20 protein-coding genes and 1 pseudogene are annotated in these 26,167 nt (G+C 63.5%); 11 read left to right on the forward strand and 10 right to left on the reverse strand.

What is annotated here, in order from left to right:
* Nucleotides 1-1,161 (reverse strand): phosphodiester glycosidase family protein, encoded by a 1,161-nt coding sequence (locus IPL75_22885; protein ID MBK9243041.1) that lies wholly within the window; start codon nucleotides 1,159-1,161, stop codon nucleotides 1-3.
* Between the two features lie 20 nt (nucleotides 1,162-1,181).
* Here IPL75_22885 and IPL75_22890 point away from each other — a divergent pair, with 20 nt between their 5' ends.
* Nucleotides 1,182-2,216 carry an LD-carboxypeptidase gene (locus tag IPL75_22890; protein MBK9243042.1) on the forward strand — a complete coding sequence of 345 codons (1,035 nt, stop codon included), beginning with the start codon at nucleotides 1,182-1,184 and terminating at the stop codon, nucleotides 2,214-2,216.
* A gap of 125 nt (nucleotides 2,217-2,341) precedes the next feature.
* Here the strand turns inward: IPL75_22890 and IPL75_22895 are convergent, their stop codons facing one another.
* Entirely contained in the window at nucleotides 2,342-4,774 is a 2,433-nt protein-coding gene (locus IPL75_22895; GenBank protein ID MBK9243043.1) for an ABC transporter permease, read from the reverse strand.
* Between the two features lie 335 nt (nucleotides 4,775-5,109).
* Between IPL75_22895 and IPL75_22900 the strand changes: the two genes are divergently transcribed.
* The 3 genes and pseudogenes from IPL75_22900 (at nucleotide 5,110) to IPL75_22910 (ending at nucleotide 7,512) form a co-directional block, all read left to right on the forward strand.
* A complete protein-coding gene (locus IPL75_22900; protein ID MBK9243044.1) occupies nucleotides 5,110-6,057 on the forward strand; it encodes a hypothetical protein in 948 nt (315 codons plus the stop codon).
* Nucleotides 6,058-6,077: 20 nt separating this feature from the next.
* Entirely contained in the window at nucleotides 6,078-6,926 is an 849-nt protein-coding gene (locus IPL75_22905) for a TlpA family protein disulfide reductase (GenBank protein ID MBK9243045.1), read from the forward strand.
* Nucleotides 6,927-6,993: 67 nt separating this feature from the next.
* Nucleotides 6,994-7,512: pseudogene (locus IPL75_22910) on the forward strand (DUF3341 domain-containing protein).
* 59 nt (nucleotides 7,513-7,571) lie between these two features.
* Here IPL75_22910 and IPL75_22915 read toward each other — a convergent pair.
* From IPL75_22915 to IPL75_22930, 4 genes are read right to left on the reverse strand one after another with little or no spacing between them, the layout of a single operon-like run.
* Nucleotides 7,572-9,257: a DUF4910 domain-containing protein gene (locus IPL75_22915; protein ID MBK9243046.1), complete on the reverse strand. Its 1,686-nt coding sequence runs from the start codon at nucleotides 9,255-9,257 to the stop codon at nucleotides 7,572-7,574.
* Entirely contained in the window at nucleotides 9,254-11,179 is a 1,926-nt protein-coding gene (locus tag IPL75_22920; GenBank protein MBK9243047.1) for a peptidase M49, read from the reverse strand. The genes IPL75_22915 and IPL75_22920 overlap by 4 nt, the downstream gene beginning before the upstream one ends.
* The gene (locus IPL75_22925) at nucleotides 11,179-12,534 is read right to left on the reverse strand and encodes an MBL fold metallo-hydrolase (GenBank protein MBK9243048.1); all 1,356 of its coding nucleotides are present in this window, start codon (nucleotides 12,532-12,534) and stop codon (nucleotides 11,179-11,181) included. Before IPL75_22925 ends, IPL75_22920 begins: the two co-directional genes overlap by 1 nt.
* Nucleotides 12,531-13,508 carry a D-cysteine desulfhydrase family protein gene (locus IPL75_22930; GenBank protein ID MBK9243049.1) on the reverse strand — a complete coding sequence of 326 codons (978 nt, stop codon included), beginning with the start codon at nucleotides 13,506-13,508 and terminating at the stop codon, nucleotides 12,531-12,533. The genes IPL75_22925 and IPL75_22930 overlap by 4 nt, the downstream gene beginning before the upstream one ends.
* A gap of 25 nt (nucleotides 13,509-13,533) precedes the next feature.
* Between IPL75_22930 and IPL75_22935 the strand changes: the two genes are divergently transcribed.
* Nucleotides 13,534-14,379, forward strand: coding sequence for a hypothetical protein (locus IPL75_22935; GenBank protein ID MBK9243050.1), 846 nt, complete (start codon nucleotides 13,534-13,536; stop codon nucleotides 14,377-14,379).
* Between the two features lie 228 nt (nucleotides 14,380-14,607).
* On the opposite strand, the gene IPL75_22940 is transcribed toward IPL75_22935, so the two are convergent.
* Nucleotides 14,608-15,213 carry a nitroreductase family protein gene (locus IPL75_22940; protein ID MBK9243051.1) on the reverse strand — a complete coding sequence of 202 codons (606 nt, stop codon included), beginning with the start codon at nucleotides 15,211-15,213 and terminating at the stop codon, nucleotides 14,608-14,610.
* A gap of 39 nt (nucleotides 15,214-15,252) precedes the next feature.
* Between IPL75_22940 and IPL75_22945 the strand changes: the two genes are divergently transcribed.
* Nucleotides 15,253-16,431: a pyridoxal phosphate-dependent aminotransferase gene (locus IPL75_22945; GenBank protein ID MBK9243052.1), complete on the forward strand. Its 1,179-nt coding sequence runs from the start codon at nucleotides 15,253-15,255 to the stop codon at nucleotides 16,429-16,431.
* 84 nt (nucleotides 16,432-16,515) lie between these two features.
* Here IPL75_22945 and IPL75_22950 read toward each other — a convergent pair whose 3' ends face one another.
* The 3 genes from IPL75_22950 to IPL75_22960 form a co-directional block, all read right to left on the reverse strand.
* Nucleotides 16,516-17,484: a peptidoglycan-binding protein gene (locus IPL75_22950; protein MBK9243053.1), complete on the reverse strand. Its 969-nt coding sequence runs from the start codon at nucleotides 17,482-17,484 to the stop codon at nucleotides 16,516-16,518.
* Between the two features lie 35 nt (nucleotides 17,485-17,519).
* Entirely contained in the window at nucleotides 17,520-18,263 is a 744-nt protein-coding gene (locus tag IPL75_22955; protein ID MBK9243054.1) for an SDR family oxidoreductase, read from the reverse strand.
* 117 nt (nucleotides 18,264-18,380) lie between these two features.
* A complete protein-coding gene (locus tag IPL75_22960; protein MBK9243055.1) occupies nucleotides 18,381-18,866 on the reverse strand; it encodes a DoxX family protein in 486 nt (161 codons plus the stop codon).
* Between the two features lie 222 nt (nucleotides 18,867-19,088).
* On the opposite strand from IPL75_22960, the gene IPL75_22965 reads away from it, so the two are divergent.
* The 5 genes from IPL75_22965 (at nucleotide 19,089) to IPL75_22985 (ending at nucleotide 26,165) form a co-directional block, all read left to right on the forward strand.
* Nucleotides 19,089-20,252, forward strand: coding sequence for an aminotransferase class V-fold PLP-dependent enzyme (locus IPL75_22965; GenBank protein MBK9243056.1), 1,164 nt, complete (start codon nucleotides 19,089-19,091; stop codon nucleotides 20,250-20,252).
* A gap of 155 nt (nucleotides 20,253-20,407) precedes the next feature.
* Nucleotides 20,408-21,616, forward strand: a complete 1,209-nt coding sequence (locus IPL75_22970) for an aminotransferase class I/II-fold pyridoxal phosphate-dependent enzyme (protein MBK9243057.1) — start codon at nucleotides 20,408-20,410, stop codon at nucleotides 21,614-21,616.
* Entirely contained in the window at nucleotides 21,601-23,016 is a 1,416-nt protein-coding gene (locus tag IPL75_22975; protein ID MBK9243058.1) for a glycosyltransferase, read from the forward strand. Before IPL75_22970 ends, IPL75_22975 begins: the two co-directional genes overlap by 16 nt.
* Nucleotides 23,013-24,953 (forward strand): hypothetical protein, encoded by a 1,941-nt coding sequence (locus IPL75_22980; protein MBK9243059.1) that lies wholly within the window; start codon nucleotides 23,013-23,015, stop codon nucleotides 24,951-24,953. The genes IPL75_22975 and IPL75_22980 overlap by 4 nt, the downstream gene beginning before the upstream one ends.
* A gap of 30 nt (nucleotides 24,954-24,983) precedes the next feature.
* Nucleotides 24,984-26,165, forward strand: a complete 1,182-nt coding sequence (locus IPL75_22985; protein MBK9243060.1) for a glycine C-acetyltransferase — start codon at nucleotides 24,984-24,986, stop codon at nucleotides 26,163-26,165.
* The last annotated feature ends 2 nt before the right edge of the window (nucleotides 26,166-26,167 follow it).

Below are 26,167 nucleotides of genomic sequence, written 5' to 3' on the forward strand. Positions count from 1 at the left end.
TCACCTCACCGTAACGCCGATCGCGTCGCTGACGGCTCTGGCGCCTGCGGCATCCGACGGTCGATTGACGATCTTGCCGCGCACCACCATCGTGCTGGACCCGCCACCATCGAGGTTCAACGCATCTGTGAGCTCCAGCCGATCCGCCAGGCGCTGCAGCTCGGCGAACGACATCCCCACACTCACCTGCTGCCTTCCGTCCACCACCGCCAGCCAGATGAACCCCATCCGATCCACCCCCACCATCGTCCTCGGGTGACGCGACTGGATGAAGGCCGCGCCGCTGAATTTCTCCACGTCCCAACTTGTCAGCGAGACACCGCTCCGGCGGAGGAGTCCCGCGCCATTGACGACGTGATCGGCGGATTCGAGACGGTCGCTTTCGAGGCCGTGGACAGACGTCCACGTTCGGCGCATCTCGACTGTCACACCAGGCTCAAGCACGCGCAGTTGGTCGGGAAGTTCGAGTCCGCCGTACGACAACACAAGACCATCAGCCGGAATCGGCGTACTCCCCGCGTCGCGCCTCACGGCCGTGACTGTGAGTGGCTTTCCGCTGAGCACCCACTCCACGCCGTTGCCCGCGGTGTCGGTGTGTTCGTGATACTTCGGCGAATAGAGCATCAGCTTGCCGCGCGCACGCGTGGTATCAACGCCGTCGATCGGTACGACAACGGAGCGGCCGGCGCTGAGGGCGTGGAGTTCCACTCGAGCGCTCACCTGATCGAAGGCAAGCGAGGTGCGCCCGTCGGCTGGCGACCAGATCGCGATGGCGCCTTTGGGGATTGGTGTATCGCTGACGAGTTCGCCGGCCACCTTCAGCAGACCGATGGGTTCACCGTTGTTGATGTTGAAGAACCCGGCGTTAACTGCGGCCAGTGACTTGGCGCGGGTGGCCATTTCCAGCACGGGCTCGGCGTACATGACCTGATCGTTCGACAGCAGGCTGCTGAGCCGCGCGTGGGCGGGATCGAGCCGCAGGAGCGACACAGAAATCGGCCCTGCGGGGTCAACCAGCGTTGAATCGGTGGATGTGAAGAACTCCACGCCGCGGGCCACCTGATCGGGTGCGCTGAGCCAGGCGCCGGGGGCCTGGGGGCCCTGAGCCGCGCCGCAGGCCAGCGTCAACAGCGCGAACAACATCGAAGCTCGACGTGTCATGGGCTATTCTTTCACGCGTCATGAACCGGCGCACATTTCTCCTCGGTTCCGCGGCTCCATTGCTTGCGGCTGGCTCGTTCAGGCGCACCCCGCAGCCGACTGGCACGATCAGGCCGGTCCGATTGCGACCGGGTGACACTGTTGGGCTGGTGGCGCCTGCCTCGGCCACATTTCAGCAGGTGGAACTCGACATCGCGCGTGAGTCGCTTGAGGCGCTGGGTCTCAAGGTCAAAGTGGGCCGGCACATCATGGACCGGCACGGGTCGCTCGGAGGCCAGGACAAGGACCGCGCGGCTGACATCAATCGGTTTTTTGACGACTCAAGCGTGAAGGCCGTGCTTCCCACGCGAGGCGGCTGGGGCACGTCGCGGCTGCTGCCGCTACTTGACTACGACACCATCCGGCGCAATCCGAAGGTGTTGATGGGTTTCAGTGACATCACGGCGCTGCTCAACGGCATCCACGCGCGCACCGGCCTTGTGACCTTTCACGGTCCGAATGCGGGCGGGCGGTGGGACGAATACTCGGTGGGGTTGGTCAAGCGCGTGCTCTTCGACGGCGAGGCGGTGACGTTTGATAACCCGAAGGAAACAAGCGACCGCAACGTGCTCACCCAGACAGAGAATCGCATTCGCACCATCACGCCTGGCCGAGCCACCGGTCGGCTGCTCGGCGGGAATCTGACTGTGCTGACGGCAATTCTTGGGTCGCCCTACGTGCCGAACTTTGATCAGGCGATTCTGTTCCTCGAGGATGTGGGCGAAGACTGGTATCGCGTGGACCGGATGATGACGTCACTCAAACTCGCCGGCATCCTGAGCAAGGTGCGCGGCGTCATTTTCGGCACCTGCAGCGAGTGCGGCCCGGGCGAAGGCTTCGCGTCGTTTACGCCCGAAGAGATCTTCGCCGACCACCTGGCGCCGCTCGGTGTGCCGGCCTGGCACGGTGCGATGATCGGCCACGCACAACCTCAGTGGACCCTGCCCGTCGGCGCGATGGTCACCATCGATGCGAGTCTTGGGACGGTGGCAATGACGGAGAGCGGGGTCACATAGGGGGACGGGTGTGTTTTCCACAGAAACGTGCGAAATGGGGACAGGTCTCGTGGTGAATTACGACGAGACCTGTCCCCATTTCGCGCGTTTCTGTGGAAAACACACCCGTCCCCCTATTGGCCCCGCTACTTCAATGCCACCATCGGATCCACGCGTGCCGCGCGGCGCGAAGGGATCCAGGCCGCGAGGAGGCCGATCGCGACGAGCAGAGCGGCCGTCGATCCGTACACAACCGGGTCGGCCGGCTCCACACTGAACAGAAACGAGCGGACGGCACCTGACAGCGCGTACGCGCCGGCCATGCCGATCACGAGGCCGGTGGCCACAAACACCATCGCGCGCCCCAGCACCATCGCCTGCACGCGCCCGGGCTGAGCGCCCAAGGCCATGCGCACGCCGATTTCCTGCGTGCGCTGGTCCACCACATAGGCCATCACGCCGAAGATCCCGACGCCGGTGATCACAATGGCGAGCGCGCCGAAGATGGACAGCAACAGCATGTTGAACTTCCGCTGCGCGATCAGGCGTTCGAACAGCAACTCGAACGTCTGCACGTCTCCAAGTGTCAGATCCGGCGCGATGCCCCAGATCGCCGTTCGCACCGCGGGCGCAATCGCCTCTGCGGGACCTCCAGTCTTGATCACCAGATCCGCGCCGAACGCCGACTTGGGCGTGATCGGCATGTACGCCTCGGGCCGAAGCTCTGACTCCGGCCCTCCCAGGCGCACGCTGTTGACGACGCCAACGACGGTGCGATCGCCATTAATTCCGATCGTCGCGCCAATCGGATCACGGTCGGGCAGATAGCGGCGGACAGCCTCTTCGCTGAGCACTACCACGGGAGCCCCGGTCACATCGGCATCACTCAGCGCGCGCCCGCGCAACACGCGGATCCCAACTACGTCGAAATAGTCGCCAGTCACATTCCGTATATCCGCCGAATCCTCATCGTCGTACTCGGCCACGCGACCGGCGACCTTCACGCTGGTACGGCTCCAGTTGCCCGACAGCGGCAAGCCGTTGGCAATCCCGCCCACCTTGAGCACACCCGGCAATTGCCTGACACGTTCGATCGTCTGCGGCACCAACACCGACGCACGCGCCATGCCGGCTTCGCGCTGCGCGCTATCGCTGAAGACGAACGGCGGATACACCGGCACCGTGAGCACATTGTGGTGGTCGAGACCGATGTCGACGCTGGTCAAGCGGACAAAGCTCGAGAGGAAGAGACCCGAGCCGACGAGCAACACCACGGCCAGCGCCACTTCGGCCACGACCAGCGCGCTTCGCACGCGTTGACGGACGACACCCGCCGTGTTCGCGCGGCCGTTGTCGCGGAGCACCCCATTGAGGTCGGGGCGCGATAGCTGAATGGCCGGCGCCAGGCCAAACGCGATTCCAGTGGCGCATGCGGCAGTGGCGGCTGCGGCCAACACGCGCAGGTCGATCCCGATATCGGTGGCCCTGGGCAGCGACGCGGGCAGCGCGGCCTTGAGGATCTCAACGCCCCAGAACGCGACCAGTACGCCGAGCGCCGTTCCGGCCACAGACAAGACCAGGCTCTCGACAAGCACACCCCGAATCAGTTGCCAGCGCGATGCGCCGAGTGCCGCGCGGATGCCAACCTCGCGGCTCCGGGTGGTGGCACGAGCCAACATCAGGTTGGCCACGTTGACGCAGGCGATCAGCATCACAAACGCGACCGACGCCAGCAGCATGAGCATCCATGGCCGCACCTTGCCCACGAGAGATTCGTGCAGGGTGCGGACGTGCACCTCACGTGCGGGAGCCCACTTGGGATGCGCAGCCTTGATGCCGGCGCTGATCGCGTCCATTCGCTGCTGGGCCTGCGCTATCGACGCGTCTTCCTTGAGCCTGCCCACGACCTGCAACCCGTAATTCCGACTGTTACCGCGCTGCTTCTGGCTTTCGGGAATGACGTAGGGCACCCACATCTCGCTGGGCTTGGCAGCACCCACCGGATACTCAAAGCCTTCAGGCATCACGCCGATGACTTCCCACACGCCGCTGTCAAACGTCATGGTTTTGCCCAGCACGTCTGGCGTGCCGCCGAAGCGGCGCTTCCACAACGCGTGGCTGATGACAGCAACCTTGTGGTTGCCATCGATTTCCTGGTCGGCTGTGTAAGCGCGGCCGATTCGAGGAGAGACCCGCAAGAGGCCGAACAGGTTTGCCGTGGTGCGCGACACACGGAGCACTTCCGGGTGGCCGCCCTCGCGAAGTGTGAACCCCCCGCCGCCAGTGACTGCGGCGAGTCCTTCGAACGCACCTTGCGCGCCCGTTGCACCAAGCCAGTCCAGATAATCCTGCGCGGTGGTGTAACCGCCCTGGAACCCGTCTGGTCGCGTGTCGATATCGGCCACTGACATCAGCCGATTGGGTTCGGCAAACGGGACGTTCCTGAGCACCGTGGCATCCACTACCGAGAAGATCGCGGTGGTGGCCCCGATGCCGAGTGTGAGAACGGTCAACGCAACTGCGGTGAAGGCAGGCGCGGCACGCAAGGCGCGCAACGCATTGATCAGGTCTCGACGCATGGCTATTGGACGACTGGGGAACTGGGGAGGTTGGGAAATGGGGAGCTGGGGAACTTAGGAAATGGGGAAATGGGGAACTGGTGGCAAAGAAAAGACGTCGGGTGTCTTTTTGGTGGCGGCAGGCAAAAAAAGACACCCGACGTCTTTTCTACCGCTGATTTGACAACACCCGTGGAAGGGTCTAGCGTGGCGGGTTAGACGCCTAAGACACTGTGAAGTGTCGCGGGGGACCCACCGGTGCGATTGGCGCACCACGGGGCGTATTCGCATCGCGCGATAGAGGACTCCAATCCTCGAGCCCGTCAGCTAACCCCGTCGGCCAGTTGGAGTCTGTTGTGTCCTTCCTCACGAGGAACGCCGTACTGGCGTTCGCCTTCGCTGCTGCCTGTGTTGTTCTTGGCTCGCTCATCTGGTTGATGGGCGCGTCCAATCCGTCCACGCCCGCCGGCTACGTCGGGTACCTCACCAAAGGTGCGGTCTTCGGCAAGACCCGCTTCATCGGCGTTCAGCGCGGACCGGTGTCTGCTGGTCGCACCTGGATGCTGCACGCCACAAACATCAGCGTCACTCCCTACACCTACAGCGAAGACTTTTCAGGCGACGACGCGGTGCTCAGCCGCGACAACCTGAAGATCGCGTTTCGCGTGCACACGGTGTGGCGCATCGACGAACATCGCGTGCCCTTGTTCATGGATCGCTTCAGCACCACGGTGACCGATGACTCAGTCGAACGTGACCCGGACGCCATCGTCAAAGTGGCCTATGCGAATTTCATTCGCGAGCCCCTTCGCACGTTCGCGCGGGATGAAGTGCAGCGCCGAAATGGACTGGACGTCAAAGAGGCATTGATACCTATCGGCGACGCCGTGCTCTCTCGCATCCGGCAGTATGCAACGGAGTCCCCCTTCGTCCTGACAAGCGTCGTCGTGGGCAACGTCCAGTATCCTGCCGCAGTGTCCGACGCGGTGTCGCTGAAGTTGGCGGCCACGCAGGAGCTGCAGCGCAAGGACACGGAGATCGAAATCGAACGCAAGGAGCGCACCAAGCGCGAAGTGCAGGCGCAAGGTATCGCGAATGCGATGCAGATCATCCGCGGCCAGCTCAGCTCGATGTACATCCAACACGAGGCGATCGAAGCGCAGAAGCTGATGGTGGGCTCCCCGAACCACACGGTGGTGTACATACCCGTGGGCCCGATGGGCGTGCCCATCACGGGCACGTTCCCAACAACGGCTCCGGCAGGCCCTCAAGGGGGCTCAGCGAATCCGGTGGTTCGCAAGTAGAAACCGGGTATCGTGTGCCGATGCGGCTGACCCTGTTCGCGTTATGTCTCACGCTGGCGGCCTGTTCCGGTTCACCGAAGCCCGATCCTGCGCCTGAGGCGGCACCACCCGCCTCGGGCGCCGGCACACCAGACGACATCGGCTTCGCGCCCGTCTTGCCGATCCGTATCGATGAGGTGAAGCACACCGACGCGCATGTGGACGGCCTCATCGCCACCTTGAAGACGCTCGTCTCAAAACAGACCGATGCATCCAAGTGGCAGAAGGACGCTGGGATTCACTTCTGGCGCCTGCAGAATCGACTCGAACGTGGCCGGCTTTCCGCAGACCAGGAAGCGCGGGTCGTCGCCGCCATTGACCAGATGGCCGCGGCGCATCCGGACGCCAAGGCCTACCTCGACCACCGAAAATGGATGGTGCAGCATCTCGCTGTGGGCAAAGCCGCGCCTGAGATCGTGGGCAAGGACTTCGACGATGCCGAGTTCACACTCAGCGAGACACGCGGCAAGGTGACCCTTGTAGTGTTTACCGGCGAATGGTGCGGACCGTGCCGGAGCGAGTACCCCTATCAGCGGCTGATGCTTGAACTGTACAAAGACAAGCCGTTCGCGATCGTCGGCATCAACAGCGACGCAAAACTCGACGTCGCGCGGAAGGGAAAGATCGATAGCCGCCTTCCTTACAGGTCATGGTGGGACGGCTATGCCGCCAAGAACACCGAGGGTCCGATCGCGACAGCGTGGGGTGTGACCGGGTGGCCGACGATGTATCTGCTGGATAAGGAGGGCGTGATTCGATTCGCGGGCCTCCGCCAGGAAGACCTGCTGAAAGCCGTGTCGCAATTGATGGCCGAAAAAGCCACTGAGTAGGTCCCCTGGAGACCCGCTGTGCAAACGGGTACAGGCGCCAGGAGGCAGTGGTGCGTACAGTCGAACCATGTCAGACAAAAACATCGCCGTATTCGGCATCTACTCGACGCGCATCGATGTGGAACGCGCTTCGGACGCACTCAACACCGCTGGCTTTCCGGCAGCCGACATCTCGGTGCTGATGCCAAGCAGCCTCAACGGCGCGGTCGACATGGGCATTGAAGCCAACACCAAGGCGCCTGAAGGCACCGTGGGCGGCTTCGCAGCGGGTGGGGCCATCGGCAGCGCTGTCGGAGTGCTCGCCGGACTGGGTTTGATCATGATTCCCGGCGTGGGGCCGTTGCTCGCGGCCGGCCCACTCGTTGCGGGGTTGGCTGGTCTCGGCGTGGGCAGTGCGGTTGGCGGCATCGCCGGCGCACTCATCGGCATGGGCCTGCCTGAATACGAAGCCAAGCGCTACGCGGAACACGTGCAGGATGGCGCCATTCTCCTGTCAGTGCACTGCGACACGCCGGGCGAGGTCCTGCGCGCCAAGGAGGTCGTGCTGGCCTCAGGGGCTGAGCACGTGAAGTCCTCGGGCGAATCGATGGTCGAGACGATGTCGATGCCTACGGGCCAGAGCCAGGGTCAGGGCCCGGGTCAGGCTTACAAGTAAGGCGCAACGAGGGCTTCGATACGTGCCGTCAGGGCCGGCGACACCGGCACGGTCACCAGACGCGTGACACTTCGAACAGCCTCAGCCGACCACTTGCGCCATGCGGCAAGGGCGGCGGCGTGATCCGTCAACCGTGATCCGTCCCGAAGCTCAACCGCCAGACGCGCGCGGCCAGCCGACGCCACAAGCTCGGCCACCTGCAGTGACATGGCCTCATCAGCGGACGCAAGTACCCAGGCCGACGAGGCCATCGCGACACCGACATTCCGCATTTCTTCGGGGCTGGTTTTGTCCGGTGTATCCAGGCTCGAGTGGTAATACCGGTCGGTGAAGTGCCAGTTCAAGAGTGACGGCACCCCGGCGGAGCCAAACACCGTGTGGTCGCTTCCACCTTCGTACGGATTCGTCTTCACCACCCAGGTCGTTTTCTTCGCCACCAGCTCGCACACGGCGAGGTGCAGGTCGTTGATCAGGTCACCCTTCAGCGTGTTGGCCCTGACGTTGCCGGCGCCCCACTCAGAGTGCGGGTCCCACGGCCGGGCCCACACGGCGCCTGGGTCGGGCCACCGCTCCACGAGGAAACTGCCGCCGGTTTTGGCCACGTCCTCACCAGTCATGTCCATGGAGAACATGTAGCGCACGCCCGCCATCAGATCGGGGTGTCTGGCGATCCAGGCACGGCTGCCGCTGATTTCGTTGAGCCACAGGAACGTGATGGTGCGGGCTGGAGGGGGAATGCGACCCGACGCCACGCCCACGCCGAGTGACCGCGCCAGTTCCATGAGCGTCGCCACGCCACTCGCATTGTCATTGGCGCCGGGTTCCTGAATGTGTGCCGCGAGCACGACGCGTTCGTTGGGCAACGTGCGGCCTGGAATTTCATACACGAGCGTTCGCTCGGGTTTGTTGGCGAACGTGCTGGCCACTTCCACACGCACCCGTTGGGGGCCGGCTTTGAGCGCTTCTCGCAGTGTGGTTGCCGCGCGCCGCGACGCCTTGAAGCCGAAGGCCTTCCGTGTGGCGTCAAGCGGGATGCTGCCCCACTGCAACACGTCCGGGTCGTCGGCGATGTACTTGGCGATGGATGTGGAAATGGCGCCGAGCGCGCCGCGCTGGGTCACCGCCTGCCGGAAGAGGGTGCCCAGATCAGCGTCACCAATCACCACGGCGCCTTTCAGATCCTTGCCTTCAAAATCCCCGGCCTGCCCGCGCCCGACGTCGACCAGCGGCGCATCAATCTTGCCGTCAGTGGAGATCGAGTTGATGGCCAGCGCGACGCGTTCGCGCTCTTTCGACAGCACCACCAGGTCTGGCTGGTTGGGCCGGATGAGGGCCAGCGTGCCAACGGTGTAGTCCCACCCGGGGCTGGGTGTCGCTGCCGTTTCGACCTCGATGTTCTTCAGGCCCGCGGCCTGCAAGCGATCGCGCACGCGATCGAGGGTCGCGTCGTACCCTTCGTTCCCCGCGAGGCGCCAGTACCGCGACGCGAACTCCACCTGCGCCATCGCCGCCGCCGGATCAAACCCGGCCCACGCCTGATCGATCACGGGTTGGACGCGCGCGGCCATCGCCGCAGGCATCTGCCGCGCCGCCGCCAGTTCGGCGCGCACACGGGGTTCAGGATCCTGCTCGCCCACGACGAGCAACGCGAACGCGAATACGAGCAGCTTCTTCATCGTTCACTCCATCCCAACATCTGTGTTTCCAGGCTCAGGGGATACGAGATCGCCACATCAGCAATCTCGCCTGCAGCATTCCGCACCGGCGTCAGGTCGGGCTGCACGAAGCCGGTATACGACGGCAGCTTCAGGCGATCCACCCGCGCCACCACTTCATCGCGCAGGTTCGGATCGAAGTGAATGCCGTGTGTTTCAAACAGCGCTTTCGCGGCCGCGTAGTCTCCGGTGGACTTGATACGTTGCACTTCGGCCAGCAACCGGCCAACGCCGTCGTGGAACGCTTTGCCGTCCACCATCACGTAGTAGGTTTTACCGTCGCGCTTGCGCACCTCGATGGACGAAGTGTGCGCCATCAACCAGTGCACAATTGCCTGGCGGTTGCGCATGTGGTCTTCCTCGATCTGCGAGCCCTCACGGATGCGTCGCAACTGGACCAGGGCATTGCGCGCATACGCTTCGTACTCGGCCAGCACAATCTCGGCCTGGTGCTCACCGGGCAACATTCCGAGTTCCGCAATTTTTGGCTCGCTCACGAAATACAGGCCCACCAGATCGGCGCGTGTCTCCTCGAGCGCCGCGTACTGCTCCTTGATCGCCAGTTCCGGCCGTCCCTCAAGATGCGCCTCGACCACGCCGCTTCCATGCCCCAACACTTCATGAATGCCCGTCGTGACTTCGCTGGCCAGCGAGCCCCAGCGTTCCGCCCTCGCCACTTCCTCCGGCGACCAGCAGAACTCTTCGCGATAGGCCCTGGGCTGTGACTTGTCGTAGGCCTCAGACACGTTGGCGATCGTGACGGACTTGCTGCCGTGCTGCTCGCGGATCAACTGGTCGTTCGGCAGGTTAATCCCGATGGGCGTCACCGGGCCTGAGTCGCCGGTTTCCATCACCACGTCAATCGCGCGCGCTGTCACACCCTTCACACTGGTGCGCCGCCACTTCGCGTCCCACGGCATCCGGTCCTCAAACCACTGCGCTGATTCGGCCAACCGCTGGATGCCGGCGGTCTTCCCGGGATTGACGTAGAACACCAGGGCTTCCCACGCGCCCTTCACGCCGCGCGCATCCATGTAGTTCTCGATGAAGCCGTTGATGGTGTCGACGGGCGAGTCTTTGTCTTCCACCCACGCGATGTCGTAGGCCACGCGGTCCGAGTCTTCACCCGAGTCATAGAACTTGATCAGCGCTTCCAGGGCCCTGCGCATGGCAGGGGTCGCGTAAGGCAGCGCGGCCGTCAGATGCCGGCAGATGGCTTCGATTTGCGGCCCATATTTACCGCCGACGCGATAGATCTCCTCTGCAAGGCGCCCGTCTCCGGTCTTCACCAGCCGCGAGTTCAAACCATACCGTTCGTCCAGCCCCGTCAGGTCGGCCATGGTGACGCCGCGGTACAAATTGTTCGCACTGTCTTCCAGAATGTCGCGGCTCTCGCCAGGCGTCTTGTTCGTCACCAGTGGCTCGTGCGTGGCGTCGAAAAATGCTGAACGGAGTCGTTCGAGCGTGTCGACCAGAGCTTGATCGTCGAGCGCGATCGTGCCCGCTTTCTTCGCCTCGGCCGCTACGGCCAACAGGTCATCAAACGAGCACTTCAGCACGAACTTGCGCGCCGTCAGGTTGTTGTAAGGACCGCTGTTGATCCAGAAGAGCTTGGTGTAGCGACGGATCTCGTCAATGACATCGCGCGGAGCCTTCGCCAGCGCCTCTCTGTTGGCGGCCCGCACAATGCCCTCGAGAATGGCGCGCATCTCCAGGTTGTGGCGATACCGCTGGTCGTAATAGATGTCTCGGCCGGCCAGCGCCGCCTGCGACAGGTGCCAGATCAGGATCTTCTGGTCGGTCGGCAGTGCCTCAAAGCCATCGGCATACAACTGCACAACGGCGGCTTCGTCGATTTGTTCAAGCAGGTAAATTCGGTCCATCAGATGTCGATCTTCTCTCGGTGTGCTGGCGTCCTGACGTTCCACTTCAGCTCGCGTTCCACGCGCGCCTTCAGCGTGTCCATCGGCCCGGGTTCGCCATGCACCAGGCACAGCGTGGACGGTGGGCGTTTGAAGCTCCTGAGCCAGCGCATCACTTCGTTGCTGTCGGCATGCGCAGACACGGAGTCGAGCGATTCGATCTGCGCCTGCACGGCAATCTCCTCACCATGGATGCGCGTCGTCTGGGCGCCGTCCTTGAGTTGCCGGCCGCGCGTGCCCTCGGCCTGATATCCGGCAAACAACACGGTGTTGCGCGCATCTGGCAGCACGCGCTTCAGGTGGTGCAGGACCCTGCCGCCCGTGGCCATACCGCTCGACGAGATGACGATACTCGGGTGATCGTCGTCCTGGACTTTTCGCGACTCCGGGATCGACGCAATCACATGCAGTCGTGCGGTCAGGAAGTTGCGGAGTCCCTCATCGAGTTCGTGCATGCGATCGCGGTACTCCGCCAGCACCTCGACGGCCATTGGGCTGTCCACGTACACCGGCAGCTCGGGAATGGCCTTGCGCTCTTCGAGGTGCCGCACCCAGTACAGCAATTCCTCGACCCGTCCGAGTGCAAACGCCGGAATCACGATCTTCCCTCGGCGCTTCACGGTCTCATTCACAATCCTCGCCAAATGCGCCCCATCGTCATCCGCTTCGTGCACCTTGTTGCCGTAGGTGGACTCAACAAGGACGACATCGGCATCTGGCGGCGCAGCGGGGTCCGGCAACACCGGTCGACCGTAGCGGCCAAGGTCGCCGCCAAAGAGAATGGTCTTGCCTTCAGAGGCAACCGTGATGCGGGCGTACGCCGAGCCGAGCAGGTGTCCGGCGTTCATGAACTCCAACTCGATCCCCGGAGCGATGGGCACGGGCCTGTCGTAACCGACAGGCTGCAATTGCAGCACCGCTCGCGCAGCATCGTTTTCCGTGAACAGCGCCAGCGCCGGCTTGTGTTTGGTGTAGCCCTTGCGGTTGGCCCGTTCCGCGTCTTCTTCCTGCAGATGGGCGGCGTCCGACATCACGATCTTCGCGAGCTCGGCGGTACCACCAGTGCAGAACACCCGTCCGGTAAACCCCTGCGCCACCAGTCGTGGCAGAAGTCCGCAGTGGTCGAGATGTGCGTGGGTCAACACCACCACGTGGATTGACGATGGGGGCACGGGAAACGGCTCCCAATTGCGCTCGCGCAGGACCTTGAGGCCCTGAAACATCCCGCAGTCCACCAGGACTCGCGTGCCGCCCACCTCCAACAGGTGCTTGGAGCCTGTGACCGTTCGAGCTGCGCCGAGAAATGTCAGTGTCATGCAAATAACCCCACCTGGCCGCCGGTGTGCCAGAACAATATGGTTTCGCCGGCCGAGAAGCTGTCTCGTCGGATACGTTCGATCAGCCCGGCCATTGCTTTTGCGGTGTACACGGGATCGAGGACGATCCCTTCGTGCCTCGCCACCAGCGTCAGCGCTTCGCGAGAGCCTTCCGTTGGAATGCCGTACCCGTCGCCCACAAAACGATCGTCCACCACCACGTCACGATCCGCACCAAGCGCCGCATGTGATCCGCCAAGGCGGGCGGCCATACCTTCGACGAGGCTGCGAACTACAGCTACCAGAGCCGTAGACGACTCATCGGCGCTGATGCCGATGATGCGCGCCTTCAAGCCGAACAACGCGCATCCTGCAATGAGTCCCGCCTGCGTCCCGCCTGACGACGTGGAATGGATGATGACGTCGGGTCGAAGGCCGGCGACGAGCACTTCCTGAATCCCGAGGGCGAAGCCCGCCGCGCCGATCGGCGTGGACGCGCCCAGCGGAATGACGCAGGGTCGCCGACCCGCTGCTTTCTCCTCTTCGGCAACACTTTCCATCATCGAGGCCCGTTCGTCCCGAGACGACGCGTAGCGGACGTCGGCTCCGAAGAGTTGATCGAGCAGTGCGTTGCCGGTGGGCCGTTCCTGTTGAACACCGTTGACCACCAGGATCACGCGCATCCCCAACGCCGCGCCGGCGGCCGCTGTGGCGCGACAGTGATTGGACTGAAGACCCCCGCAGGTGATGAGCGTGTCGGCGCCGGCGGATGCGGCTTCGGCGAGCACAGTCTGGAGCTTGCGAACCTTGTTGCCGCCCATTCCAAACGAGAGCAGGTCGTCGCGCTTCATGTAGAGCGATGGACACGCGGGTCCGAGCGCCGCGCGCAGTCTCGTGAGCGAGTCGATCGGCGTGGGATGAGGCGCCAGGATGACGCGGGGCAATGACGTCAGTGACGCGAGTGCGGTAGCCACCACTGCAAGTCTATACTTACTGGTCGTGACCAATCCGCTCGTTGAAGCACTGGAGAAGACGCCGAATGTGCTGTCGGTTGAACTCCGTCCGCCCCGGGCTGAACTGGATTCAGCAGCCGGCATGGATGCGTGGATCGATACCTATCACGCGGTCCGCGGACTTGTGCGCGACGGGATGTTCGTCTTCCTGACCGACAGCGCCGTTGGTGCGAAGGAAGAGAACAACCTTCGGCATCTGGTCATCAATCTGGGCACCGACGTGCCGCGCAGCCACGTCATTCCGTTCCTGACCACCAAGCACACGCGCGAATATTGCATCTCGTATGCCGAGAGCGCACTGCACCAAGGGTTTTCGACGATGGTGGTGCTGGGTGGGGATAAGTCGGTCGGGCCGCCCAGATGTGTGGAGCACGCGTGGCAGTTGCGCGAAGACATTCGCCGGCACGTGCCCGACCTGGGCCTGGGAGGCTGGGCCAACCCGCATCAGAACCCAGAGTCGCAGGTGGGCTACCTCCGCGATGCCCGCTTCTCGGCGGAGTTCTTCCTGACGCAAGTGGTCTCGCACCACGACCTGCCGAAGGTGGAGAGTTTCCTGACCGCGCGGCAGAAGGCGGGCGTCACGACGCCTGGAATCTTCGGGGTGTTCTATTACCGCAGCGCGAACCCGAAGACGCTGGCGACGCTCAAGCAATTCCTGTCCGTGCCGGCCGAGGCACTGACGGCCGAGTTCGGCGCGGGCGAGAGTCCGGAAAGCATTTGCGCCCGATCAATTCGAGAATTGAGGCGCGCCGGCGTGCGCCACTTGTATCTGTCGAACCTGCCGACGCAGGGCACCCGGCAGACGCTGGAGCGCATCCTGGCGCTGGTCTGACGTCACGACGGATTAGATCACGACGGATCACAGGAGGCTCAGAGACGCTGAGGATTCTTGGACAAGACCTTTGGCTATAGGCCTTTCCCTAAGAACCTCCGTGACTCTGCGTCTCCTGTAAATCCGGCGTGGGCTTCTGGTTAAGGCAGCGGCGATTGGCCCTTTCCGAAAGATCTCCCTGTCTCAGGGTCTCCTGTGATCCGACGTGGGCGATCGAAGGCGGCGTGATCAGAGGGTCTTCCCCCAGGCGCCATCGAAGACGAAGTCGGCGGCGCGGCGGCGACGGCGTGGCGTGACCTCGGCCGCGCGGTGCTTTTCACTCGCCAGAGCCTCTGGTAGCCCGGGGTAGCCGACGGCCATCACCACCGCGGGTTCGAAGGCGTCGGGCACCTGACACACTTCGCGCGCGATGGCGTGGCTGAAGCCTTCCATCTGCCGGATGGCCAGCCCCTGTGACTGGGCCTGCAGCGTCAGGAAGGCGACGGCCTGGCCGGTGTCGTAGTACGCGTGGCGGTTGGCTTCGCCGGTGAGCTCCACGGTGAGCTGGACCGCGGCGAGAATCAGCACGGGTGCCGTGCCGGCCCACGCTTGATTGCTGGCGCCCAATGCGGCGAAGAGCGCCTGGTACGTCTCCGGCGACTGCTGCCGGTGCGCTACGACAAAACGCCAGGGCTGTTCGTTGCGCGAGGAGGGCGCCCAGCGCGCTGCCTCGAACAGGCGCCACAGATCGTCCATCGTCACCTCACGAGTGGCGTCAAACGCCCGCGGGCTCCACCGTTCGCGGATGAGGTCGAGCACTTTGTGGTCTGCGTCGGCGTGCTTGGGATGTGTCATTGATGTGCTCGGGGGCGCGCTTTCAGTATCATCTCAGGAATGGCTCAGTTCCTCGACTCCGTGCCCTTCTCTGGAATTATCCGCATCCGCGACATGATGTATTCGGTCGATCGGCCGTTTCGCCTCGATCAGGGCGACGTCAGTTTCGACGCGCCTGAATCGGTCAAAGAAGCGCTTCGCAAGGGCATCGCCGAGAATCGCACGCACTACGTGCAGACCACGGGCATTCCGCCGCTGCTGGACCTGCTGGTGGAAAAGATGCGCACCCAAAACGGCATTCCCATCGGCGGCGCGGACGAGGTCATGGTCACCAACGGCGGCATCCACGGCCAGTACATCGCGTGTCTGGCGTTGCTTGAGCCGGGTGACGAGGTACTGGTGCCCGATCCCTGCTGGCCGCCGACCGTGAGCAACATCCTGGCCGCGCAGGCCGTGCCGGTGCCGTTTCCTGTCTATGAATCGCTCGGCTGGCGTCCCGACATGGACGAACTGGCGCGCCTCATCACGCCCAAGACCAAGGCCATCCTGATCAACACGCCGAGCAACCCGACCGGCGGCGTGATGACGCGTGAAGACGTGGACCAACTCGCCGCGCTCGTCATGGAGCGCAACCTCTGGGTGTTCGCAGACGAGGCGTATGAGGACTTTGTGTTCGACGGACACGAACATTTCAGCATCGCGTCGTGGCCGGGCCTCTACGAGCGCACGATCCCGCTCTACACGCTCAGCAAGACGTACGCGATGACCGGCCTTCGCCTCGGTTATCTCGCCATCAAGGACAAGAAGATCAACGAACGCGCGCGGAAGATCGTGTCGTTGACGACGTCGAATGTGTCATCGCTGATTCAGTACGGCGCGGTGGGGGCGTTGCAGGGGCCGCGGCAGGTGGTGGACGATTTCCGCATCGAACTGGGCGCGCGGCGCGACCTGTTCTACGAGAAGTTGCCCAAGGCGTCCAAAGGTATCCTCAGCGGCGCTCCACCTGTGGGCGCGTTCTACGCCTTCGTGAAGATCGACCCTGCCTGGAAGTCGCCGCTGCCGAATGCGCCGGAGTCCTTGTCGTGGGCGATGACCGAGTTCCTGATCAAGAAGGCGCGGATCGGGTGTGTGCCCGGCGTGGACTTCGGCTCACGCGGCGAAGGCCACATCCGGCTGTGCTTCGCGCGCGACCGCAAGGAACTGGACGGCGCGCTCGAGTCGATGGAAGCGCACCTGTAGAACGGTTTCAGCGTGTACGCAGCCGGGTCTGAAGACCCGGCCTCCTTCCGAATGGAGGCCGGACCTTCAGGTCCGGCTACATCCTCACTTCGCGACGAGCACCGCTTTGACGAAGCCTTCGCCCATCGAACCCAGGACCTTGATGTAACCGCCGGCTGCGGAACCCATCACGACAAGTTCGTCAGACTTCTTCAGCGCAGCGATCACCTTGGAGGTGTCGCTCGCCGTGGCCATGAGTTTCACGCCGTCGATCTTCGCGTGAACGACGTCGCCTTCGTTGAAGCCCGAACCGGCCGCGGGTGATTCACCGCCACCGAGCGCGGCCACCCGGTCGGCCGCCATCGGCTTGAGCGAAGACGCCTGGACCTTGGCGACAACGGCGTTGAAGTTGTCGAGCAGACTCGCGGCAATCACCTTGCCCTCGGCCGTGCTTGAGTACGCACCGGCGCCGCCAAGGAGTCCGCCCGCGATTCCCAAACCGCCCAGGCTGAAATCACGCTGCCGCGCTTTGCCTTGAGCCGACGCCACCTGCACACCCGTGCGCGTGGACGACAATGTGATGCTCGACTCGGCTTCCTTGAACTTCAGGCTGCCGCCAACCCCGATGCCAACCCGGCGGCCGAGGGCGCCACCGACCGCGCCGCCGACACCACCGGCGTTGTTGTCTGCGAACTGGACGTAGGGCGTCAACACAAAGTCGGCCGCCACCATCTGACCCTTGCCCATGTTTGAGCCCGACTGCAGTTCGCCAGACGCACCCAGCGCGCGCTCCTGCTGGAGGTTCTGCATGCCCCTGCCCCGCTCAACCACCACAAAGCAGTTGGATTCCTGGGCGTAGATTCGGATGAGTGCCGAGGGCGACTCGAGCGAATAGCGGCGCAGCCATCCGAGCACTTCATCGGTGGGCTCATTGACCGCGAGCGTGCCGTACGGCGTGGGGCACTTTTCGATCTTGTTCTTGTCCTTGTCGTCCTGAGCGGACACAGGGACAGCCATGGTCAGTGCGGCAAAACAGATCAGGGCGGACACAGCGAAGCGAGGTGTGGTTGGCATGGGTGGGAACTCCTGTCTCGGCGATTGGCCAGATTTTATTGTAAGTGCCGGCCGCCATCCACGCGAATCGTCTCGCCGGTGATGAAGTCTGAGTCGACCAGGGCCAGGACGGTCTTCGCAATTTCTTCGGCCCCTCCCCACCGGCCCAGCGGCGTGGCTGCCTCAACGCCGGCGCGTTGGTCTGCGGAAAAATCTTCTGGCGGCAGCACGGGCCCTGGCGCGATGGCATTGACCAGGATCTGGTCCTTCGCCAGCTCCAGCGCGAAGGCTTCTGTCAGCGCTTTTACGCCGGCTTTGGCCACGTAATAACCCGTGTACCCCATGTAACGGGGGCGTCCGCTGGCCGCGGTCCAGTCGCTGAAGTTGATGATGCGGCCGCCGCCGGCGCGTCGCATGTGCGGAATGGCTGCGCGCATACAGACGAAGGTCCCGCGCATATCGACGCCGAGCGTGCGCTCAACTTCCCAGGTATCCAGTTCGTCGAACGGCGCCGCCACATACCGCGACGCCATCATCACCAGCACATCGAGGCGGCCCAGTTCATCCGCCACCTGCTGGAATGTGGATTCAACGACCGGCGTTTCGTCGGTCACGTCACACCGCACCACCATGGCCTTGCGCCCAAGCGCGCGGACTGCGGCGGCGGCCTCTTCGGCGGCGTCAGGGGATGTGCGATACGTGAGGGCGACATCGGCCCCGCGCGACGCGAGGGCGGTGGCGAGCGCCAAACCCATTCGGCGGGCGCCAACGATCAAGCAGACCTTGTCAGTAAGGTTCATGGTGCGACGGTTAGTGCTGGGTGCTCAGTGCTCGGTGCTGGGGTGCTGGGGTGCTGGGTGCTGTGCGGCGCTGAGTAGCACGTCAGCACAAGAGCACGTCAGCACCAAGCACGGCTCCTACAGCTTTCCCCGGAGTCTCGCCCGTCCCGCCTGTCGCGAGGCGCGCGAGGCTTCGCGCTGACCGTCCAGGGACCACTCGCCGCCGCCGGTAAAGGTCAAACAAAGCAAGGCGCCAAGCAGGATGAGGCTGAACTCAAATCCCTGGCCGCGGTCGGGCACGCCCGTCCAGTTGAGGAAAAACCCGTTGACCCACTGGCCCTTCCACATGGCCACGGCGGTCACGACGGCCATCGCCGGCGCGGCAACCCGGGTAAACCACCCGATCACCAGCAGGACTCCGCCCAGGGTTTCAACGACACCAACCAGCACTGCGAGGGGAAACGAGGGGTTCAGGCCGAGACCCGCGAACAGCTGGGCCGTCATGTCGAGACCGCCGACACCGATGGCCGGGCCGGCCCACAAGCCAAACAGCTTATGTGCGCCGTGTGCGACGAATACGACGGCCAGTGCGAGCCGCAGCACCACCAGACCAAGTCCGTTCACGCCTTGCCCCCCTGCTGTCCGCGGTTATTGTGCCACCATCCGCGCTATGATTCGCAGGAAATCCGATGTAACAACGGAGGAGGATCAGCGATGTGGACCCGACGGCAATTCCTGAACCGCACCAGTGCCGCTGCTGGCGCCGCCTTCGCCACCTACAACCCCGAAGCGCTCAACCGCCTGCTTGAAGCTGGAGAAGCCCAGAGCGGGCGAAGCCTGGCTGACGTGGCCCGCGACGAAGACTTCTGGCGTGTGGTCCAGGAAGGCTTCACACTCGACCGCACCATCGTCAACCTGAACAACGGCGGTGTCTGCCCCAGCCCGCGTGTGGTGCACGAGGCGCTCAAGCGTTACCTCGATATTTCGAACCAGTTGCCCGCGTATCACATGTGGCGGATTCTTGAGCCCAACATCGAGAGCGTGCGGCGCGACCTCGCTCATGACATTGGCGCCGACCCCGAGACGATCGCCATTACGCGTAACGCCAGTGAGTCTCTCCAGATCGCGCAGCTCGGCATCAACTTGAAACCCGGAGACGAGATCCTGACCACCAACCAGGACTATGGCCGAATGATGAACACGTGGGAGCAGCGTGTGCTCAGGGACGAGGTCAAGCTGACGAAGATCCGGTTTCCGGTGCCGCCCGTGCAGTCCGACCTGGTGCAACGCTTCGAGGCCGCGATCACGCCCGCCACGAAGGTGATCCACTTCATGCACATTTCGAATCTGTCAGGACACATCTTCCCCGCGAAGGAGATCTGTGACCTCGCCAGAAAGCGCGGCATCATCACCATTGTTGACGGCGCCCACGCGTACGGGCACTTCCCGTTCAAGATCACGGACTTTGACTGCGACTACTACGGCTCAAGCCTCCACAAATGGCTGCTGGCTCCGGTCGGCACGGGGTTGCTCTACGTTCGGCCGGATCGCATCGAGAAGACCTGGGCTCTGCAGCCCGCGGCGGCCGCTCAGTCAAAGAACATCCGCAAGTTCGAAGAGATCGGAACGCACCCCGCGGCCAATCACAACGCGATCGCCGAAGCGCTCATGTTCCACCGAGGCATCGGGGGCGAACGGAAAGCCGCGCGCCTGCGTTACCTCAAGGCCCGATGGGCCAATGAACTCACCAAGCTTGACCGCATCGAGTTGCACACGGGAATGGATCCGGCCCACTCATGCGCCATCGGCACGGTCGGCATCAAGGGAATCCCGCCAAACGACATCGCCGCGAAGCTGTGGGACAACCAGAAGATCCTCGTGACGGGCATCGCAGTGGGTGAACCCCAGGCCCTGGAATACCAAGGCATCCGCGTCACGCCCAACGTCTACACCACGGTGGACGAGGTGGATGTGTTCATCGAGGCGATGACCAAGCTGGCAAAAAGCTGATCACGCAGGATCACAGGAGGCGCCGAGACACGGAGTAGGGCTTCAAAGAGCTTTCTGTCGATCTGCACCGAACTTTCTTGACTGTCTATTGCCTAAAACCTCTGTGCCTCTGTGTCTCCGTGTGATCCGTCGTACTTCGGGGTAGGATCGTTCGCATGCCTACGCAGGCGCCGGTGCACGTCGCCACTCGTATCTCGGGCTTCACGTATGCCATCCGCAACGTCGTGGCCGAAGCCCGGAAAGTGGAGGCCGCGGGCCGCACCGTCCGGTATCTGAACATCGGGGATCCGATTCCGTTCGGGTTCCACACGCCGCCTCATCTCATTGAAGCCGTCGAGCGCGCGATGCGTGACGGCCACAACGGCTACACGGCATCCGTCGGTATTGCCTCGGCGCGAGAAGCGGTTGCCCGGGAGTACGAATCGCGCGGCATGCCGGTGGGTGTTGACCGGGTCATCCTGACGGCCGGCACCTCCGAGGGCATCGAACTCGCGCTGGGCGCCATGGCCGACGCGGGCGACGAAGTGCTGGTGCCCACGCCGACGTATCCGCTCTACACAGCCGTGCTCGCCAAACTGGGCGCGAAGGCGGTGTTTTATCGCACCGACCCCGAGAATCACTGGCTGCCGGATGTGGCCGATATCGCGGGCAAGATCACGCCGGCCACACGAGCGATCGTGGTGATCGATCCGAACAACCCGACCGGAGCGGTCTATCCCGAGGCCACTCGCCGGGCCCTTATCGCCCTGGCCCACTCGTCGGGTGTGCCGATCCTGGCCGACGAGGTGTATGGCGACCTCGGATTTGACGGTCCGTCACCCCTGCTCGGCAGCCTCGACCCTGACGCCCCAATTCTGTCGTTCTCGTCACTGTCCAAGGCCTACGTGGCGCCGGGTTGGCGCGCGGGGTGGCTCTCGGTGGGGCGTTCGCCGCGCCTGAACGACGTCCTGGCCGCGATCAAGAAACTGGCCGATGGCCGCCTGTGCAGCACCGGGCCGATGCAATACGCCATTGAAGCGGCGCTCAACGGCGACCGCAGCCATCAACGCGAGTTCGTGCGCCAGCTCACCATCCGCGCCGACCTCACGGTGGCGCGGCTGAATGCGATCCCCGGCATCACCTGCGTCGCCCCGCGTGCAGCGTTTTACGCCATGCCGAAAGTGGCGTTGCCCCCCGGCAAGACCGACGAGGACTTCGTGCTCGCACTGCTCCGCCAGACGGGAATTCTCTGCGTCTACGGGTCGGGCTTCGGTCTTCCGGCGGCCGACGGATTCTTCCGCGTGGTGTTTCTCGCGCCACCGGATCTGCTCAGCGCAATCTACGACGACATCGCAACATTTTCCGCAGAGTGGACGCGCTCGTGAAACTCTCGATCATCATGCCCGCGTTCAACGAAAAGCGGACCATCCGCGAAATCGTTGCCCGCGTCCTCGCCGTGGACCTTCCGGACATCGAAAAAGAACTCGTCATTGTGGACGATGGGTCGAGCGATGGGACGAGAGACATCCTGGCCGAGCTCGACGGCAACAATGGCATTCGCGTGTTTTACCAGACGTCCAACCAGGGCAAGGGCGCTGCGGTGGCGCGCGGGATGCGCGAATCCACGGGCGACATCCTGCTCGTGCAGGACGCCGACCTTGAGTACAACCCCGACGAATATCCCATGCTGCTCCGGCCGATCCTGCGTGGCGACGCCGACGTCGTGTATGGATCGCGCTTCCTGGGATCGCCCAACGGTCATCGCGTGTTGTATTTCTGGCACTCGGTGGGCAACAAGATGCTCACGCTGCTGTCGAACGCGGTTAGCGGCCTGAACCTGACCGACATGGAGACGTGTTACAAGGCGTTGACGCGCGACGTCGCCGACCGGCTTGATCTGCGCTCCAAGCGTTTTGGGGTGGAACCGGAAATTACGTGCAAGGTTGCGCGGTTGCGTGCGCGTGTGTACGAAGTGCCGATCTCCTACAACGGCCGCACGTATGCGGAAGGCAAGAAGATCGGGTTCAAGGACGCCATCCAGGCCGCGTGGACCATCCTGCGGTTCTCGCGGTGGGAAGCCCCCGAAAGCGACGTCGGCGCCATGACGCTGCGGCGCATGTCGCGACTGGGCGTCTACAACAGGTGGCTGCACGATCAGTTCGACTCGTTTCTCGGTCGCCGCGTGCTCGAAGTCGGGTCTGGCGTCGGTAACCAGACGCGGTACTTCGTCGAGCGCGAACGTGTGATTGCGTCGGATATTGAACCGCACTACGTCAAGGAACTGCGGTCCACGGTCGGGCAGCGATCCAACGTTCGTGTTGCGTCGTTCGAATTCCCGCTCACGCAGGCCGCGCGCGAAGACCTGGCCGGCGAACGCATCGACTCCATCGTGTGCATGAACGTGCTGGAGCACATCGAGCGTGATCGCGACACCTTGCTCGACTTCGCCAAGGTGCTGCCCGTCGGCGGGCATCTGGTGTTGCTTGTGCCGGCCATGCCGTCGATTTACGGAACGCTCGACAAACACCTGAATCACTTCCGCCGATACGACCGCGAGCCTCTGCGCGCGCTGCTGACCGAGACCGGCTTCGAGGTGGAAACTCTTCGCTATCTGAACCAGCCCGGTGTCTTTGGCTGGTGGCTGAACTCTCGTGTGTTGAAGCGGCGAGTCATTCCCCGCGGGCAGGCGGGCGCGGTCAAGTGGATCATGCCGTGGCTGCGCGCTGAGAATCGCCGGTCACCCAGTTTCGGCATGTCGCTGCTGGCGCTTGCCCGACGAAAGTGAAACGGGCCGCCCTCCTCTACCTCGTCATCACGTGCGCCCTGACCTGGCCGCTGGCCACGGTCATGCATAAAGAAATTGCCGCCGACATGGGGGACCCGGTGTTTGTGTCGTGGGTCCTGCTCTGGACCGGTGGGCAGGTGCTCGCGTTCCTCTCGGGCGACTTCAGCGCGTTGGGCCGATACTGGCACGGCAATATTTTTTATCCGGAGCCGCTCACGCTGGCGTACTCCGAGCACTTCACCGCACAAATGCTGCAGGCCTTGCCGGTGCTCGCCGCCACCGACAACGTCGTGCTGTCGTATAACCTCCTCTTTCTCTCGACGTTTGTGCTGTCGGGACTTGGCATGTTCCTGCTGGTGCGAGACATCACAGGCCGGCCGATTGCGGCATTCGTCGCAGGCCTCGCGTTTGCGTTCGCACCATACCGCATCGATCAGTGGTCACACCTGCAGGTGCTCTCGTCGCAGTGGATGCCGTTCGTGCTGTACGCGTTCCGCCGATATTTCGAAACCGGCCGCCGGCGGGCGCTGGTGGGCGGCTCGGCGGCGCTGATCGCGCAGAACCTGTCGTGCGGCTACTACGTGATGTTCTTCTCGCCGTTTGTCGCCGCATACGTGTTGTATGAAATGGCGACTCGCCGACGCCTGGGGGACTGGGCGGCCTGGCGCGCGTTTGGTATCGCAGGCATTGTGGTGGCGCTCGTCACGCTGCCGTTCCTGACGCCCTACCTTGAAGTACGAAACAGCGGAGTGGGCGTCCGCTCCATCGAAGAGATGACGTCTTTTTCGGCTGACGTGCATGGGTTTGCCACCGCTTCAGAGCGGCTGAAGTTGTGGGGCACTCGTCTTGTCGCGTTTCCCAAACCCGAAGGCCAGGGGTTTCCCGGCATCGCCATTCTGACGCTGGCAATCGTGGGCATCGCCGCCGGCGTGGCACGCCGACGGAAGCGCGATGACGCATCAACTGGACAGCGTCTCTCGCCACGGCGGCAGATGCTGACCGGCGCATTGTTCATCCTCCTGGCAGTGCACCTGATCGCGACGGCGCGGGTGCTCGTCACGGGGAGTTTCCTGATCCCGATCGACGGTGCATGGGTGGAGTCGCACAACGCCGGTGGCCTGCTGCTGGGAACGGCGGTTCTTGTGGTGGCGTGGATCCTGGTTCGCAGGCAGCGGGGTCAGTCGGCTGATGAAGCCAGATCGCCGTGGGTGTTTTATGCGGTGTCGGCTCTGGCCGCGGCGGCGTTCGCGCTGGGTCCGGAGATTGCCGTGAAAGGACTGGTGATCAGCCCCGGACCGTACGCGTGGCTCATGCAGTACGTGCCGGGGTTCGACGGACTGCGCGTGCCTGCACGCTACCTCATGTTGATGGCGTTGTTCCTGTCTGTGCTTGTGGGGCTCGGCGCTTCTGCCATCATCGGCCGCTCACGGCGGTTCGGCTCGGCCTTACTGCTGGCCGCCAGCGTGATGATGCTGGCCGAAGCGTGGCCCGCGGAGTTTCCCACTAATGTCAGGCTCGCGGCCGGGCGCCTCGACATCACGCCGCGACACCTGGGCGTGGGCCAGGACATTCCACCTGTGTACCGAGCCATTCGCGATTCGGCGTTGCCGATCGTCCTGCTCGAGTTTCCTTTTGGCACTGCGGCGTGGGATCTCCACGCGGTGTATTACGCGGGGTATCACCGGCAGCGGTTGGTGAATGGGTACTCGGGATTTTTCCCGGAAAGTCAGCTGTTCCTCGTGCGCATGTTCAACGCGCGACGGGACGCTCCAGATGCCACCTGGCGCGCACTTCTTGCGACCAGAGCGACGCACGTGCTGCTTCATGAGGCGGCGTTTCCTGAAAGCGAAAGGCAGGAACTCTCCGACTGGCTCAAGGCATCGGGCGCCCGCGAAATTTTTGCCGACGGAACCGACCATCTGTTCATCGTCCGCTGATGGACGAGGAATGAGTTCTATACTGGGCCCATGCGCGTAGACCCTCTGGCGTTTCTCACCACCGAGCTCGATACCCTCCGCGAACAAGGCCTGCACCGCTCGTTGCGAATTCTTGAAGGGCGCCAGCAGGCGTCCTCGCGATTTGACGGACGAACGGTCGTCAACCTGTCGTCGAACAACTATCTTGGTCTCACCACACACCCAAGGTTGATTGAAGCCGCGATTCAGGCCATTCGCGATTTCGGCGTCGGCTCCGGATCCGTCCGCACGATCGCCGGCACCATGGAAATCCACATGGAGCTGGAGCGACGCCTGGCCGCATTCAAGAACACCGAAGCCGTGGTGGTCTTCCAGTCCGGGTTCGCAGCGAATGCAGGCACCGTCTCTGCGATTCTCACCAAGGAAGATGTCGTTATCTCTGACTCGCTCAATCACGCGAGCATCATTGACGGCTGCCGGCTGAGCCGCGCCGGGATCAAAGTGTTTCCGCACAAGGACGTGGCAGCCGCGCGCACGATTCTGCAGGAACTGCCGGCGTCGCAGCGCAAGCTCCTGATCACCGATGGTGTGTTCAGCATGGAAGGTGACCTCGGTCCCCTGCCGGAGCTCTGCGACCTCGCCGAAGAATTCGGCTGCATCATGATGGTGGATGATGCGCATGCGAGTGGGGTGTTTGGTCGGAACGGTAGAGGGACGATCGATCACTTCAACATGCACGGGCGAGTGGACATCCAGGTAGGCACGCTCTCAAAGGCCATCGGTGCTTTGGGCGGATACGTGGCCGGGTCGAAAGACTTCATCGACTTCCTGTATCACCGCGCGCGTCCGTTCCTGTTCTCTACGTCGCACCCGCCATCAGTAGCCGCGTCATGTCTGGCTGCGCTTGATGTGCTGGAACAGGAGCCGGAGATTATCGAACGGCTGTGGGACAACACGCGCTTCTTCAAGGCGGGTCTGGTCTCCATGGGCTTTGATACGGGCCTCAGTGAGAGCCCCATCACGCCGGTCATCGCCGGTGACGGGGCTCGAGCCATGAAGCTGTCGGATCGGTTGTTCCAGGAAGGCGTGTTTGCGCAAGGCATCGCGTTCCCGACTGTGGCGCGAGACAAGGCGCGGGTGCGCACCATTGTGACCGCCACGCACACCAAGGACGAGTTGCAGTTTGCGCTGGACGCCTTCAAGCGGGTGGGCACGGAACTGGGCCTGATCTGAAC

The organism is Acidobacteriota bacterium (genome assembly GCA_016716905.1).
Lineage (GTDB): Bacteria > Acidobacteriota > Vicinamibacteria > Vicinamibacterales > SCN-69-37 > SYFT01.